Origin of the sequence: Serratia sp. SSNIH1 (genome assembly GCF_002935055.1) — a bacterium.
In the GTDB taxonomy this organism is placed as follows: domain Bacteria; phylum Pseudomonadota; class Gammaproteobacteria; order Enterobacterales; family Enterobacteriaceae; genus Serratia; species Serratia nevei.
Genome location: NZ_CP026383.1, coordinates 2477974 through 2490588, shown reverse-complemented (window position 1 = coordinate 2490588; position 12615 = coordinate 2477974). Strand labels below are relative to the sequence as shown.

15 protein-coding genes are annotated in these 12615 nt (G+C 59.0%); 1 reads left to right on the top strand and 14 read right to left on the bottom strand.

Annotation, left to right across the window (positions count from 1 at the left end):
* Window positions 1–110: 110 nt before the first annotated feature.
* The 13 genes from C3F38_RS11965 to yceD all read right to left on the bottom strand — a co-directional run bounded on the left by C3F38_RS11965 (window position 111) and on the right by yceD (window position 10644).
* Entirely contained in the window at window positions 111–887 is a 777-nt protein-coding gene (locus C3F38_RS11965; protein ID WP_055317130.1) for a metal-dependent hydrolase, read from the bottom strand.
* Window positions 888–906: 19 nt separating this feature from the next.
* Window positions 907–1914, bottom strand: coding sequence for a DNA polymerase III subunit delta' (gene holB / locus C3F38_RS11960; RefSeq protein WP_038875527.1), 1008 nt, complete (start codon window positions 1912–1914; stop codon window positions 907–909).
* Window positions 1914–2552 carry a dTMP kinase gene (gene tmk, locus C3F38_RS11955; RefSeq protein ID WP_038875525.1) on the bottom strand — a complete coding sequence of 213 codons (639 nt, stop codon included), beginning with the start codon at window positions 2550–2552 and terminating at the stop codon, window positions 1914–1916. Before tmk ends, holB begins: the two co-directional genes overlap by 1 nt.
* Window positions 2542–3567 (bottom strand): endolytic transglycosylase MltG, encoded by a 1026-nt coding sequence (gene mltG, locus C3F38_RS11950; RefSeq protein WP_047727793.1) that lies wholly within the window; start codon window positions 3565–3567, stop codon window positions 2542–2544. Before mltG ends, tmk begins: the two co-directional genes overlap by 11 nt.
* Before the next feature lie 13 nt (window positions 3568–3580).
* Window positions 3581–4378 (bottom strand): aminodeoxychorismate lyase, encoded by a 798-nt coding sequence (gene pabC / locus C3F38_RS11945; RefSeq protein ID WP_055317129.1) that lies wholly within the window; start codon window positions 4376–4378, stop codon window positions 3581–3583.
* 145 nt (window positions 4379–4523) lie between these two features.
* Window positions 4524–5765: a beta-ketoacyl-ACP synthase II gene (fabF, locus tag C3F38_RS11940; RefSeq protein ID WP_038875521.1), complete on the bottom strand. Its 1242-nt coding sequence runs from the start codon at window positions 5763–5765 to the stop codon at window positions 4524–4526.
* Between the two features lie 82 nt (window positions 5766–5847).
* Entirely contained in the window at window positions 5848–6084 is a 237-nt protein-coding gene (gene acpP, locus C3F38_RS11935; protein ID WP_004719003.1) for an acyl carrier protein, read from the bottom strand.
* Between the two features lie 154 nt (window positions 6085–6238).
* Window positions 6239–6973 carry a 3-oxoacyl-ACP reductase FabG gene (gene fabG / locus C3F38_RS11930; RefSeq protein WP_016928193.1) on the bottom strand — a complete coding sequence of 245 codons (735 nt, stop codon included), beginning with the start codon at window positions 6971–6973 and terminating at the stop codon, window positions 6239–6241.
* A gap of 11 nt (window positions 6974–6984) precedes the next feature.
* A complete protein-coding gene (gene fabD, locus C3F38_RS11925; RefSeq protein WP_015377451.1) occupies window positions 6985–7914 on the bottom strand; it encodes an ACP S-malonyltransferase in 930 nt (309 codons plus the stop codon).
* Window positions 7915–7932: 18 nt separating this feature from the next.
* Window positions 7933–8886 (bottom strand): beta-ketoacyl-ACP synthase III, encoded by a 954-nt coding sequence (locus C3F38_RS11920; protein WP_025302411.1) that lies wholly within the window; start codon window positions 8884–8886, stop codon window positions 7933–7935.
* A 6-nt stretch (window positions 8887–8892) separates the two neighbouring features.
* Entirely contained in the window at window positions 8893–9927 is a 1035-nt protein-coding gene (plsX, locus tag C3F38_RS11915; RefSeq protein ID WP_071845251.1) for a phosphate acyltransferase PlsX, read from the bottom strand.
* A gap of 11 nt (window positions 9928–9938) precedes the next feature.
* Window positions 9939–10106, bottom strand: a complete 168-nt coding sequence (rpmF, locus tag C3F38_RS11910) for a 50S ribosomal protein L32 (RefSeq protein ID WP_004927778.1) — start codon at window positions 10104–10106, stop codon at window positions 9939–9941.
* A gap of 16 nt (window positions 10107–10122) precedes the next feature.
* Window positions 10123–10644 carry a 23S rRNA accumulation protein YceD gene (gene yceD, locus C3F38_RS11905; protein WP_004927780.1) on the bottom strand — a complete coding sequence of 174 codons (522 nt, stop codon included), beginning with the start codon at window positions 10642–10644 and terminating at the stop codon, window positions 10123–10125.
* A gap of 141 nt (window positions 10645–10785) precedes the next feature.
* Here yceD and C3F38_RS11900 point away from each other — a divergent pair, with 141 nt between their 5' ends.
* Window positions 10786–11367 (top strand): nucleoside triphosphate pyrophosphatase, encoded by a 582-nt coding sequence (locus C3F38_RS11900; RefSeq protein WP_055317322.1) that lies wholly within the window; start codon window positions 10786–10788, stop codon window positions 11365–11367.
* A 6-nt stretch (window positions 11368–11373) separates the two neighbouring features.
* Here C3F38_RS11900 and rluC read toward each other — a convergent pair whose 3' ends face one another.
* Window positions 11374–12333, bottom strand: a complete 960-nt coding sequence (gene rluC, locus C3F38_RS11895; RefSeq protein ID WP_038875510.1) for a 23S rRNA pseudouridine(955/2504/2580) synthase RluC — start codon at window positions 12331–12333, stop codon at window positions 11374–11376.
* Between the last annotated feature and the right edge of the window lie 282 nt (window positions 12334–12615).

The window sequence follows — 12615 nt, the reverse complement described above, 5'->3', positions numbered from 1 at the left end:
TGCATCAATCACCCTGAAACGGGAGGGAACCTTACCCGTTTCAGTGATTAATTACGAGCTTAAAAAAAATTACGCAGACAATGACCTACAGCTATAGCCTAGGTCAAAGATCACAGTTCGAGGTGAAATAAACGTGAAAAGTTGGCGGTGGTGGCTTCGGCCAGTTGCTCCAGGCTGACGCCCTTCAATACCGCCATGTATTCAGCCACATCGCGCACATAGGCGGGTTGGTTTTCTTTGCCACGATGCGGCACCGGCGCCAGGTAAGGCGAATCGGTTTCCACCAGAATGCGATCCAGCGGCACATAGCGGGCCACCTCACGCAGCTGTTCAGCGTTGCGGAAGGTCACGATGCCCGAGAAGGAGATGTAAAAGCCCAGATCCAGCAGAGCTTCGGCCGTGGCCAGATCTTCAGTGAAGCAGTGGAGTACGCCGCCGCAGTCCTGTGCGTTCTCTTCACGCAGGATCGCCAGCGTATCCGCGCGCGCATCGCGGGTGTGGACGATCACCGGCTTGTTCAGATCCCGGCCGATGCGGATATGTTCGCGGAAAGAGTCCTGCTGCAGCTCAAGATTGTCTTTCTGGTAGAAGTAATCGAGCCCGGTTTCTCCCAGCGCTACCACCTGTTCCGCCGCCGCCAGGCGGCGCAGCTCGGCGTAATCATACCCCTCTTCCAGATTGAGCGGATGCACCCCACAGGAGAAGGCCACGTCGTTGCGCTCACCGATCAGCTCGGTCATGGAACGGTAGCCCGGCAGCGTGGTAGCGACCGCCAGCACATAGCCGACGTCGCACGCTTTGGCCTTGGCCAGCGCATCGTCCACATTCTGGTGCAGCGTTTGATAATCCAGACTGTCAAGGTGGCAATGAGAATCGACTAACAACATAATGTTTAACTCTTTTACTTTACAGCGAATGAGGGTGGGAATAGCCGGCGGCGCCGAGCATCTGTTCCCAGCGAAGTAACTGTTCGGTCAGCAGCAGCTCACGATTGACGCCCACCACGCTGAGCAGCTGATGGCGGCAGTTCAGCCACTGCTGCACGATCTGCTGCAGCGAGGCGCTGCTCAGCAGGCTGGCCAGCTGATGCACCAGCGGCTGCTGATCCTGATTCAATACATACTGATGCGCGCCCTGCTGCCACTTCATCGCGTCCACCAGCAGCGCGCACAGCCAGTGCAGGCGCTCGGCGACGTCTTCATGATTCAACACCGGCAGCAGCGACAGCATATCGCGCTGCGGCAGCGCGGCGCTCAACGCGGCGCACAGGGTGCTGCGCTGTTGCCACTGCTGCGGCTGCAACAGCTGTTCGGCGGCCAGCGGCGCACCGTCGTGAAGGCGCAGCGCCGTGAGGCGGTCCGTCTGAGAGCCGGCCGCCTGTCGGCCCAGCCACTGCAGGCTGAGCTGCTCATCCGGGCTCGCCAAATGCCAGTACAGGCAGCGGCTGCGCAGCGTAGCCATCAGGCGCGACGGCTCACGGCAACCCAGCAGAAAATAGGTTTTCTCCGGCGGCTCTTCCAGCGTTTTAAGCAGCGCGTTGGCCGCCGCCTCGGTCAGCTGTTCCGCCTGCGGCAGCCAAATCACTTTAGCGCCGCCCTGCTGCGCGTGGGCGTACAGCGTTTCAATCACCTGACGGATCGGCTCAATGCCCAGGCTGCTCTTGCCCTTTTCCGGCGCCAGCACGTGATAATCCGGGTGGTTGCCCGCCAGCATCAGCCGGCAGCTGTGGCACTCGCCGCAGCTTTTTTCACCGTTGCGCTGCTGGCAGATCAACCAGCGGCTCAGGCCGTAGGCCAGCGCGTCGTCACCGTTGCCCGTTGCCGCGTGCAGCAGCAGCGCATGATGGCCGCGGCCGTCGGCGTACTGCCCAACCAGCTGGCGATAAGGGCCGTTCAGCCACGGGTACCAGTTCATTATGCGCCTTCCTGCTGCCGCAGCCAGTGGCCGAGGCAGCAGCGGATCGCCGCGGTCACCAGCTCCAGCGGCTGGGCGGCGTCGACGGTGACGATGGTTTTATCCTGCGCCGCCAGCTCGAGATAGCGAGCGCGGGTGCGCTCGAAGAACGGCAGCGCCTCCTGTTCGATACGATCCAACTGACCGCGCGCCTGTGCGCGTTGCAGGCCGACCAACGGCGGCAGATCGAGATACACCGTCAAATCCGGGCGAAAATCCCCCAGCACGGTGTCGCGCAGCGAGCTCATCAGCTGCGGATCCACGCCGCGGCCGCCGCCCTGGTAAGCCTGTGAAGAGAGATCGTGGCGATCGCCCACCACCCAGGCGCCGCGCGCCAGGGCCGGTTTGATCACGGTTTCCACCAGCTGCACGCGCGCGGCGTACAGCATCAATACTTCGGCCTTGATGGTCGGCAATTCGCCGTCGATGCCGCGCTTGAACAGATCGCGCAGCTTCTCCGCCAGCGGCGTGCCGCCCGGCTCGCGGGTGAAGACGATGTCGCTGACGCCGTGTTCGCGCAGCACATTGACCACCGTATCGCGCGCGGTGGTTTTACCCGCGCCTTCCAGCCCTTCGATAACAACGAATTTACTTTTCATTCTTTTCCTTTAACGCCTGACGGTACACGCGCACCGCCTGGTTATGGCTCGCCAGATTGGTGGTGAAGGTATGCCCACCCTTGCCGTCGGCGACAAAATAGAGATAAGGCGTTTTGGCCGGATTGGCAGCCGCCTGCAGCGAGGCCTCACCCGGCATGGCGATCGGCGTTGGCGGCAGGCCGGCGATCACATAGGTGTTGTACGGCGTCGGCGTCTCCAGATCCTTGCGCGTGATGTTGCCATTATAGCTTTCGCCCATGCCGTAGATCACCGTCGGATCGGTCTGCAGACGCATGCCGATGCGCAAGCGGTTGACGAACACCGACGCTACCTTGCTGCGCTCTTCCGGCACTGCGGTCTCTTTCTCGACGATCGAGGCCATGGTCAGCAGGTCTTCCGGCGTTTTATACGGCAGGCTGGTGTCGCGGCCGGCCCAGGCGGCCTGCAGCGCTTTGTTCATGCGCACGTGTGCGCGTTTGAGCAGCGCGATGTCGCTCATGCCGGCGGTATACTGATAGGTATCCGGGTACAAATGCCCTTCCGGCGTTTCTCCCGCAGGAATGCCGAGCGCTGCGGCAATCTCCGCCTCACTCTTGCCCGCCAGGGTGTGTTTCAGGTATTTGGACTGCTGCAGCACCTGCTGCCAGTCACGCAGGCGTGAGCCTTCGATAAAGCGTGCGGTGAACTGCGCCTCTTTACCGCTGGCCAACAGTTTCAGCATCTGGCGCACCGTCATGCCCGGCGTGAACCGGTAGGTACCGGCTTTAAACTCCGCCAACTCCGGCTCCAGCTTCAGCAGCCACTGGAACCAGCGCCCGTTGCGTACCAGTTTATCGCGTACCAGTAGCCCTTCCAGCGCTACCCGGCCGGTGCCGGCCGGCAGTTTGAAGATGGTTTCTTGCTGGATAGCCAGCGGCGTATCGGCAAAGCGTTCGATCTTCTGGTAGCCCCAAAACAGCAGCGCCAATACCAGAACAACAATAACAGACAGGACCTTCAGCTTTCTTTTCTTCATCAATCAGCCATGGTTAACAGTGTGGACGCAAAAAATCATACAGCTGGCGCGAAGCATAACGCCATGATTGCGCAGCGTTTACCGGCAGCAGCGGCATCAGCGCATTGCTCACCAGCACTTCGTCGGCATCGGCCAGCGTCTCCGGCGGTTCACTGACGCAGTGCAGACGGTATTCCGAGCCCGCCAGCAGCGCGATCACCCGCCGCCGCATCAGGCCCGCGACGCCGGCCTGGCTCAGATCCGGGGTAAATACCGCGTTTCCCTTACGCCAGAACAAATTAGCCGCACAGCATTCCACCAGCATACCGGCAGTGTCAAGCACCAGCGCCTCGTCGGCGGCCGTCTGGTCAAGATGCGCGCGGATTAGCACCTGCTCCAGGCGGTTCAAATGCTTCAACCCCGCCAGCAACGGATTGCGCGCCAGCGCCACCGGGCTGAGCGCAAGCGCGATGCCCTGCTCGCGCCACTGCAAATAGTGCGCTGGGTAGCTGCTGCGGGCGACGATACGCGTCGGATTTTCGCACCCCGTCGGGCTGTAACCCCGCCCGCCGCTGCCGCGCGTCAGTATCGCTTTGACCACGCCGAGCGGAATTGATTCGGCCGCCAGCGCCATCTCCCGCTCGAAAGCCAGCCAATCGGTGGCAGGCAGCATCAGCCGCTGCGCCGCTTGCTGCAACCGCTCCAGATGCCAGGGCAGCAGCTCGATTTTACCGTCGATAACCCGGGCGGTAGTAAAGCAGCCATCGCCGAACTGCAGGCCACGATCGCTCGGCGCCAGCGCATCGTGGCGCTGTCCGTTAATCCAGTACATGCTTCCTCCTGTTGCCGGGTTATTTCATTACGCTCGCAGGATAGCAGGCGGCGAGACGATACGCAGCTCCGCCAGCGGCCAAACGGCAGGCGTAAAAAAGCCCGGTTAAAAAACCGGGCTTTTCGTCAGCTATCCGCAGCGCGAGTTACACTCGGCGGAAGATCAGCGAGCCGTTGGTGCCGCCGAAGCCGAAGGAGTTACACAGGGTGAACTCCATATCGCTGACCTGGCGCGCTTCGTGAGGCACGAAGTCCAGATCGCAACCTTCATCCGGGTTATCCAGGTTGATGGTTGGCGGTACCGCCTGATCGCGCAGCGCCAGCACGGTGAAGATAGACTCGATCGCGCCTGCCGCACCCAACAGGTGGCCAGTCATCGATTTGGTCGAGCTCACCAGCACGCTGTGGGCATCGGCGCCGAAGACGGATTTCACCGCCTGCGCTTCCGCCTGGTCACCCGCCGGCGTAGAGGTGCCATGCGCATTGATGTAGCCGATTTGTGACGGGGTCACACCGGCGTCAAGCAGGGCATTTTCCATCGCCAGCGCAGCGCCCGCGCCGTTTTCCGGCGGTGACGTCATGTGATAAGCATCGCTGCTCATCCCAAAGCCCACCACTTCGGCGTAGATTTTCGCGCCGCGTTTTTTCGCGTGCTCGTACTCTTCCAGCACCATCATGCCGGCGCCGTCGCCCAGCACGAAGCCGTCACGGTCTTTATCCCACGGACGGCTCGCCGCCTGCGGGTTGTCATTACGGGTGGACAGGGCGCGCGCTGCGCCAAAGCCACCGACGCCCAATGGGGTGCTGGCTTTCTCTGCCCCACCGGCCAGCATCACGTCAGCATCATTGTAAGCAATGATACGCGCCGCATGGCCGATGTTGTGCACACCTGAAGTACAGGCGGTGGCAATGGAAATGCTTGGGCCACGCATGCCGTACATGATTGTCAGGTGGCCTGCAATCATATTCACGATGGTGGATGGCACGAAGAACGGACTGATTTTCCGTGGGCCACCGTTAACCAGTGAACTGTGGTTTTCTTCGATCAAACCCAGGCCGCCGATGCCGGAACCGATCGCGGCTCCAATGCGGCTGGCGTTAGCCTCGGTGATGTCCAGACCTGCATCCTGCATGGCTTGCATGCCGGCAGCGATACCGTACTGGATAAAGGCGTCCATCTTGCGCGCATCTTTGCGAGAGATGAAATCCTCAGAATTAAAATTCTTTACCAGGCCAGCAAACTTGGTCGCATAGGCAGTGGTATCGAAATGATCGATCAGGCTGATGCCACTCTGACCGGCAAGAAGAGCGTTCCACGTGGACTCTACCGTATTGCCGACAGGAGACAACATGCCCAGTCCGGTCACAACTACTCGACGCTTAGACACGTTTGTCCTCCAGGGAGGGAAAAATATGACACTAGGGATAGAAAAAACTTAGGCGGTCGAACGACCGCCTAGATATGTTCTCTTACTGCTGGCTAGCGTTGATGAAATCAATAGCTGCCTGAACAGTAGTGATCTTCTCAGCTTCTTCGTCTGGAATCTCGGTGTCGAATTCTTCTTCCAGTGCCATTACCAGCTCAACGGTGTCAAGAGAATCAGCGCCCAGATCTTCAACGAAAGAAGCGTTGTTCAAAACTTCTTCCTGTTTAACACCCAGTTGCTCAACAATGATTTTCTTAACGCGTTCTTCGATAGTGCTCATACTCTTAAATTTCCTATCAAAACTCGCTTTCGCGATGGTTTTCGTAGTGTATAAAATGCTGAAAAAGATGCAACTAAATCCCGGCTGGTCAAACCACGATTTTACGCTATTTTGCGGTTTTTGCCTCAAATAACGCAAATGGTTTTCACATTTTTTAAATCATGTACATGCCGCCATTGACATGTAACGTTTCACCGGTGATATAGCCGGCCTCATCAGAGGCCAAAAATGCAACAGCGCTGGCGATTTCTTTAGCATCGCCCAGCCGGTTGGCTGGAACTGATGACAAAATGCCTGCGCGTTGATCATCTGTCAACGCCCGTGTCATGTCCGTCTCAATAAAGCCAGGTGCCACGACGTTGACCGTAATGCCACGCGAAGCAACTTCACGTGCCAAAGATTTGCTAAAACCAATCAGACCGGCTTTAGCCGCCGCGTAATTCGCCTGCCCTGCGTTCCCCATGGTGCCGACAACGGAACCGATGGTGATGATACGGCCAAACCGCTTTTTCATCATAGCGCGCATTACCGCTTTTGACAGGCGGAATACGGAAGTCAGGTTGGTGTCGAGGATATCCTCCCACTCGTCATCCTTCATACGCATCAGCAGGTTATCACGCGTGATGCCGGCATTATTCACTAAAATGTCGATTTCGCCAAATTCGGCGCGAATCGATGCCAGCACGCTGTCGATAGATTGCGCATCAACAACGTTCAACATAAACCCTTTGCCGTTTGCGCCCAGGTAGCTGCTGATCGCTTCAGCGCCGCTCTCGCTGGTCGCGGTGCCGATCACTTTGGCGCCGCGTGCCACAAACGTTTCTGCAATAGCTCGGCCAATACCGCGGCTCGCGCCGGTGACCAGAACGATTTTACCTTCGAAGCTCATCATTTTCCTCTTTATTGTTCAAGCGCCGCCGACAGGCTGGCGGTGTCGTTCACCGCCGCAGCCGTCAGGGTGTCAACAATACGTTTAGTCAGGCCGGTCAGCACTTTGCCCGGCCCCACTTCCAGCAGCGACGTCACTCCCTGTGCTGCGATAAATTCTACGCTCTCGGTCCAACGTACCGGGCTGTACAGCTGACGCACCAGCGCGCTGCGAATCGCTTCCGGATCGTTTTCGGTGCGCACGTCGACGTTGTTCACCACCGGCACCTGCGGCGCGTTGAAGGTGATGTCCTGCAGCGCCACGGCCAGCTTGTCGGCGGCCGGCTTCATCAGCGCGCAGTGCGAAGGCACGCTCACCGGCAACGGCAGCGCACGTTTGGCGCCGGCGGCTTTGCAGGCGGCGCCTGCGCGCTCAACCGCTTCTTTGTTGCCGGCGATGACCACCTGGCCCGGCGAGTTGAAGTTGACCGGAGAAACCACCTGCCCTTGCGCAGACTCTTCACACGCTTTGGCGATCGCGTCGTTGTCCAGACCGATGATGGCATACATCGCGCCGGTGCCTTCCGGCACCGCTTCCTGCATCAGCTTGCCGCGCAGCTCGACCAGACGGATCGCCGCCTTGAAGTCCAGCACGCCGGCGCAGACCAGCGCCGAGTATTCGCCCAGGCTGTGACCCGCCATCAGCGCAGGCGCTTTACCGCCCTGCTGCTGCCAAACGCGGAAAATCGCCACCGAGGCGGCCAGCAGAGCCGGTTGGGTCTGCCAGGTTTTGTTCAGTTCTTCCGCCGGGCCTTGCTGCACCAGCTGCCACAGGTCGTAACCCAGGGCGGAAGAGGCCTCGCCGAAGGTTTCTTCAACGATCGGGAACTGTGCGGCCAATTCGGCCAGCATGCCAACGGTCTGTGACCCCTGGCCCGGGAAAACAAAAGCAAATTGCGTCATTTTTTCTTCCTGTCCAAATCAGAAACGAACCAGCGCCGAGCCCCAGGTAAAGCCGCCGCCGAAGGCCTCCAGCAGCACCAGTTGGCCACGCTGAATTCGCCCGTCGCGCACGGCTTCGTCCAGTGCGGAAGGCACCGAGGCGGCAGAGGTGTTGCCGTGACGATCGAGCGTCACCACCACTTTGTCCATTCCCATGCCCAGTTTTTTCGCCGTTGCGCTGATGATGCGCAGGTTGGCCTGGTGCGGTACCAGCCAATCCAGCTCGCTGCGGTCCATATTGTTGGCCTGCAACGTCTCATCGACGATGCGCGCCAGCTCGGTAACCGCAACCTTGAAGACTTCGTTGCCCGCCATGGTGACATAGGCCGGCTTGTCTTGATTCTGACGATCCTTGTACGGCAGCGTCAGCAGGTTGCCGTAGCTGCCGTCGGCATGCAGATGGGTAGACAGAATGCCCGGCGCTTCAGAAGCCCCCAGCACCACCGCCCCTGCGCCATCGCCAAACAGAATGATGGTGCCGCGATCTTCAGGATCCAGCGTGCGCGACAAGACGTCCGCGCCGATAACCAGCGCATGTTTGACCGCACCGTTTTTCACGTACTGATCGGCCACGCTGAGCGCGTAAGTAAAGCCGGCGCAGGCCGCAGCCAGATCGAACGCCGCGCAGTCTTTGATGCCCAACATTTGCTGCACCAGGCACGCCGCGCTCGGGAACGCGTGAGTGGTCGTGGTGGTCGCCACGACGATCAGCCCAATGTCTTCTTTAGCCACACCTGCCATTTCCAGCGCTTTCTCAGCGGCCTGGAAGCTCATCGTCGCAACGGTTTCATCCGCAGCGGCGATGCGACGTTCGCGGATACCGGTACGCGTGACGATCCACTCGTCAGAGGTATCCACCATTTTTTCCAAATCAGCATTGGTGCGCACTTGTACGGGCAAATAACTCCCCGTACCGAGAATCTTTGTATACATGTACGATCAGTCACTCTTAGGTAATACAGCCTCAAGGCGCGCAGCAATCCTTTCCGGGACTTGCCGCTGCACCGCCTGCACAGCCTGTTCGATTGCGACTGCAAACGCGTGAGGGTTCGCAGCGCCGTGGCTCTTGACTACGGTGCTGCGCAATCCTAACAGACATGCGCCATTATACTGGTCGGGGTTCAGGTGGCCGAACCGCTTAACCACCCGTTTTTGCAACCAACGGCCCAACAATTTCAGCCACCACGCTTGCTTGTTTCCGTCGCCGGACGATTTCAGCAGCGATAAGAACACCCTGACCACCCCTTCCATGGTTTTCAGGGTGACGTTGCCCACGAAGCCATCGCAAACCAACACGTCGGTCTTGCCGGTGAGCAGTTCGTTTCCTTCCAGGTAACCAATATAGTTGATTGCCGGAGTATTTTTTAGCACAGCGGCCGCTTCGCGGATATTATCCAGGCCTTTGGTCTCTTCTTCGCCAATATTCAGCAGCGCCACCCGCGGTTGCGCAATGCCGATCACCTCTTCCGCCATCACCGCACCCATCACGGCAAACTGCACCAGCATGGTACTGTCGCACTCAACGTTGGCGCCCAGATCCAGCACCACGGTTTTACTGCGTTGCTGATTCGGGATCGCCGTCATCAGCGCCGGGCGTTCGATGCCCTCCAGCGGCTTGACCAACAGCTTCGCCAATCCCATCAGCGCACCGGTATTGCCGGCGCTGACGCAGCCTTGCGCGTTTCCGCTGCTGAGCTGCTCGAGCGCAATGCGCATCGACGTGCCGCGGCTGGCGCGTATCGCTTGTGAAGGTTTGGCGTCGCCGGCGATCACGGACTCGGCGGGCACGACTTGCAGACGCTCCAGAAGAACCGGATCGGCGTGGGCAAGCAAAGGGGAGATGACGTCGGGATTGCCGACCAGCAGGAGATGAAGCTGTAAATTAGAGGCCAGTGCCTGCAACGAAGCAGGCACTGTGACGCAGGGACCGAAGTCCCCGCCCATTGCATCTAACGCCAGGGTTAGACGAGTCAAGGTATCGCTACTTAGCCGATAACCTTGCGACCGCGGTAGAAACCGTCGGCAGTGATGTGGTGACGACGGTGAGTTTCACCGGATACTTTGTCTACAGACAGAGTAGTCGTGGTCAGAGCATCGTGAGAACGACGCATGCCACGCTTGGAACGGGTTGGTTTATTCTGTTGTACGGCCATGGACCTTACTCCTCAATTACTTACGCTTTAAACTGGCTAATACGGCAAACGGATTCGGTTTCTCCGCCTCGGGAGGCAGTTGGCCGAATACCATGTCCGCTTCGGACACTTCACAGTGTTCAGATTCATGTACCGGAACGACAGGCAGTGAAAGAATAATTTCGTCTTCAATCATTGCCAACAGATCGACTTCGCCAAACTCGTCAACTTCGATCGGTTCGTACGCTTCCGGTAATGCCTCAGCCTGCTCATCATTGACGACCGGGCTAAAACAATATGTTGTGTGAACCTGATGTTCGAACGGGACTCCACAGCGTTGGCACATCAACGTTACCGTGACGTCCGCATGCCCTGTTATCACCGCGAGGCGCTGATTGTCGATATTGAACGACAACGACACCTCGACATCACTGTCCACACTGACCACGGAGTCGGCAACACGAGTAACCTGCTCAGGCGCATAGACACCAGCATAGTCCAGGCGTTTCTGAGCGGTACGTACCGCATCAATGGTCAAGGGTAATTTTACCTTTTGCATAGGGCGCGCATATTAACTTTGTAACGACATAGAGTCAAAGAAAAAGGCCGTAAAACGGCTCCTTTCACCAATATTCGCTTCCACAGCGGCCGACAGTTTAAAATGCCGTACCCATTTACGCTACGGTTTGCGAAAAAAATTATGCAGAGATTGCTTTTAGCCTCCACCTCCCCCTATCGAAAAATGCTGCTGGAGAAGCTGCAGCTGCCCTTCGACTGTGCCGCACCCGAGGTGGATGAAACCCCACTGCCGGGCGAAACCGCCGAAGCGCTGGTGCTGCGCCTGGCAGCAGCGAAGGCGCAGGCGCTGGCCCTCGCCTATCCCGAACATCTGATCATCGGCTCCGATCAGGTCTGCGTGATCGATGGCAACATCACCGGCAAGCCCCACACCGAGGAGAACGCCCGGGCGCAGCTGCGCCTGGCCGCCGGCCAGGCCGTGACTTTTTATACCGGCCTGGCGCTGTACAACGGCCGCAGCAAACAGCTGCAGGCCCTGTGCGAGCCGTTCCACGTGCATTTTCGCGCGCTGAGCGAAACGGAGATCGCCGCCTATGTGCGTCTGGAGCAACCGCTGAACTGCGCAGGCAGTTTCAAGAGTGAGGGATTGGGGATCGCGCTGTTTGACAGGCTGGAAGGCCGGGACCCGAACGCCCTGATCGGCCTGCCGTTGATCGCGCTGTTGGAGATGTTGCGGGCTGAGGGCATCAACCCGCTGGTCTGACGCGGATTACTTGGCCGCCTGCCGGCGCAGCACCTGCAGGCAGTGGCGCAGCTCTTCGTCCATCGGCGCTTCGATGCGCATCGTTTCGCCGGTGGAGGGATGCTCGAAGCGCAGCGCCGCAGCGTGCAGGAACAGCCGCTTCAGGCCGGTACCCGCCAGCTGGCGATCGAACTCGCGGTCGCCATAGCGATCGTCAAAGGCGATCGGATGCCCGGCATGCAGCGTGTGCACGCGGATCTGGTGAGTGCGCCCGGTGATCGGGCTGGCCTTCACCAGGGTGGCGAATTCGTAACGCTCTTCCACCTTGAAGCGGGTTTCCGAAGGCTTGCCTTCGCTGCTGACGCGCACGATGCGCTCACCGCTTTGCAGAATGTTTTTCAGCAGCGGCGCCTGTACGGCCTTGCAGTGGGATTGCCACTGGCCGCGCACCAGCGCCAGATAATCCTTCTGCATCCCCTTCAGCCGCAGCTGTTCGTGCAGCGAGCGCAGCGCGGAGCGCTTCTTGGCCACCAACAGCACGCCGGAGGTGTCGCGATCCAGACGGTGCACCAGCTCGAGGAAACGGGCTTCCGGGCGCAGCGCGCGCAACCCTTCGATCACGCCGAAGCTCAGGCCGCTGCCGCCATGCACCGCGGTGCCGGAGGGCTTGTTGAGGATCAGGAGGTGGTCGTCTTCATAAAGGATGCAGTCTGCCAGTGCGGCTACCTTATCCAGCTTGGCGGACACCGGCGTCTCTTCGCGTTCGGCCACCCGCACCGGCGGCACGCGCACCACGTCGCCGGCCGCCAATTTGTATTCGACCTTGATGCGTCCTTTATTGACCCGCACCTCGCCCTTACGCACGATGCGATAAATCATGCTCTTCGGCACGCCTTTCAGGCGAGCGAGCAGAAAGTTGTCGATTCTCTGACCGGCTTCGTCGTCGGATATCGTGATGAATTGTACTGCTGGATTGTTCGTTTTCATGGTGCGGGATTCTAAATAGAGCGCGTGAATAGCGCCACATCTTTTTCTGTGCTTAACTGTCTCTCTAACGGCGGGCGAAACCCCAGCGGACAATAAGGCAGCAAGCCGATTTGAACGTTTGCGATTTCTTCCGCAGTTAAGGAAAAGTCACCTTGCTATAACGGCATCAGCAGTGGAATAATGCAGTTACTTTCCGCGTTGATTCCCGTTAAACAGGGAAAACGGTGGGATTATAAAATTTGTCTGATCGCGCAAAAACGCAGCAATGGCGTAAGACGTAAT

Bases quoted from the DNA above. Each gene is read 5' to 3' on its own strand.
- fabD (WP_015377451.1), bottom strand. From the start codon at position 7,914: ATGACGCAATTTGCTTTTGTTTTCCCGGGCCAGGGGTCACAGACCGTT.
- C3F38_RS11920 (WP_025302411.1), bottom strand. From the start codon at position 8,886: ATGTATACAAAGATTCTCGGTACGGGGAGTTATTTGCCCGTACAAGTG.
- C3F38_RS11900 (WP_055317322.1), top strand. From the start codon at position 10,786: ATGCAGAGATTGCTTTTAGCCTCCACCTCCCCCTATCGAAAAATGCTG.
- yceD (WP_004927780.1), bottom strand. From the start codon at position 10,644: ATGCAAAAGGTAAAATTACCCTTGACCATTGATGCGGTACGTACCGCT.
- mltG (WP_047727793.1), bottom strand. From the start codon at position 3,567: ATGAAGAAAAGAAAGCTGAAGGTCCTGTCTGTTATTGTTGTTCTGGTA.
- rpmF (WP_004927778.1), bottom strand. From the start codon at position 10,106: ATGGCCGTACAACAGAATAAACCAACCCGTTCCAAGCGTGGCATGCGT.
- fabG (WP_016928193.1), bottom strand. From the start codon at position 6,973: ATGAGCTTCGAAGGTAAAATCGTTCTGGTCACCGGCGCGAGCCGCGGT.
- pabC (WP_055317129.1), bottom strand. From the start codon at position 4,378: ATGTACTGGATTAACGGACAGCGCCACGATGCGCTGGCGCCGAGCGAT.
- holB (WP_038875527.1), bottom strand. From the start codon at position 1,914: ATGAACTGGTACCCGTGGCTGAACGGCCCTTATCGCCAGCTGGTTGGG.
- rluC (WP_038875510.1), bottom strand. From the start codon at position 12,333: ATGAAAACGAACAATCCAGCAGTACAATTCATCACGATATCCGACGAC.
- C3F38_RS11965 (WP_055317130.1), bottom strand. From the start codon at position 887: ATGTTGTTAGTCGATTCTCATTGCCACCTTGACAGTCTGGATTATCAA.
- tmk (WP_038875525.1), bottom strand. From the start codon at position 2,552: ATGAAAAGTAAATTCGTTGTTATCGAAGGGCTGGAAGGCGCGGGTAAA.
- acpP (WP_004719003.1), bottom strand. From the start codon at position 6,084: ATGAGCACTATCGAAGAACGCGTTAAGAAAATCATTGTTGAGCAACTG.